We start from the raw sequence: 773 nt of genomic DNA on the forward strand, positions 1-773 counted from the left end.
GGGATCGTGCGCACTCGTCGTCAGGCGGTGCAGTCCCGGTCGAGCCGGAACGGGACCGGGAGCGTCAGCGACCGGCGGGCACGTACGCGGCCTGGCCGGCCGTGACGATCGCCTCGGCCTCGGCGGCGTCGCCCCAGCCCTCGGCCTTGACCCACTTGTTCGGCTCGAGGTCCTTGTAGCGCTCGAAGAAGTGCGCGATCTCGGCCTTCGTCTGCTCGTCGACGTCCGAGATGTCCTGGATGTGCGCCCAGCGCGGGTCCTTCGCGGGGACCACGAGGACCTTCGCGTCGTTGCCGGCCTCGTCGCTCATCTTGAAGACGCCGACCGGGCGGACCTTGACGCCCACACCGGGGAACGTCGGGTACTCGAGGAGCAGCAGCGCGTCCACGGGGTCACCGTCGTCGGCCAGGGTCTTCTCGAAGAACCCGTAGTCGGTCGGGTACACGAACGAGGTGAACAGCACGCGGTCGAGGTACACGCGACCGGTCTCGTGGTCCACCTCGTACTTGTTGCGGCTGCCCTTGGGGATCTCGACGACGACGTCGTACGCGGCCATGTTGCGCTCCTGGTCTGATGTGCGGGAAGAAAGCGCGGCTAACGTTACCGGGTGAACACTCCGCGTCCCCGGCTCGACCCTGCGGTCGCCGACACCCGTCGCGCGGTGCGCTCCTTGCTCGCGCAGGCGCTCGACGAGGGCACGGTGCGCCCCGGAGACCTCGTGCTCGTCGCGCTGAGCGGCGGACCGGACTCGCTCGCGCTCGCCGCGGCCACCG

Annotated in this window: 1 protein-coding gene and 1 pseudogene; one reads left to right on the forward strand and one right to left on the reverse strand. The window is 69.9% G+C overall.

Annotated features, from left to right (window positions below; all coding sequences use genetic code 11):
• Positions 1-64: 64 nt before the first annotated feature.
• On the reverse strand, positions 65-556 hold the full coding sequence (locus BIV01_RS13820) for an inorganic diphosphatase (protein WP_071303214.1): 492 nt from the start codon (positions 554-556) through the stop codon (positions 65-67).
• A gap of 51 nt (positions 557-607) precedes the next feature.
• Here BIV01_RS13820 and BIV01_RS20255 point away from each other — a divergent pair.
• Positions 608-773: pseudogene (locus BIV01_RS20255) on the forward strand (tRNA lysidine(34) synthetase TilS); the annotation flags it as partial.

The organism is Curtobacterium sp. MCBA15_013 (genome assembly GCF_001865095.1).
Taxonomy (GTDB): domain Bacteria; phylum Actinomycetota; class Actinomycetes; order Actinomycetales; family Microbacteriaceae; genus Curtobacterium.

Bases quoted from the DNA above. Each gene is read 5' to 3' on its own strand.
- BIV01_RS13820 (WP_071303214.1), bottom strand. From the start codon at position 556: ATGGCCGCGTACGACGTCGTCGTCGAGATCCCCAAGGGCAGCCGCAAC.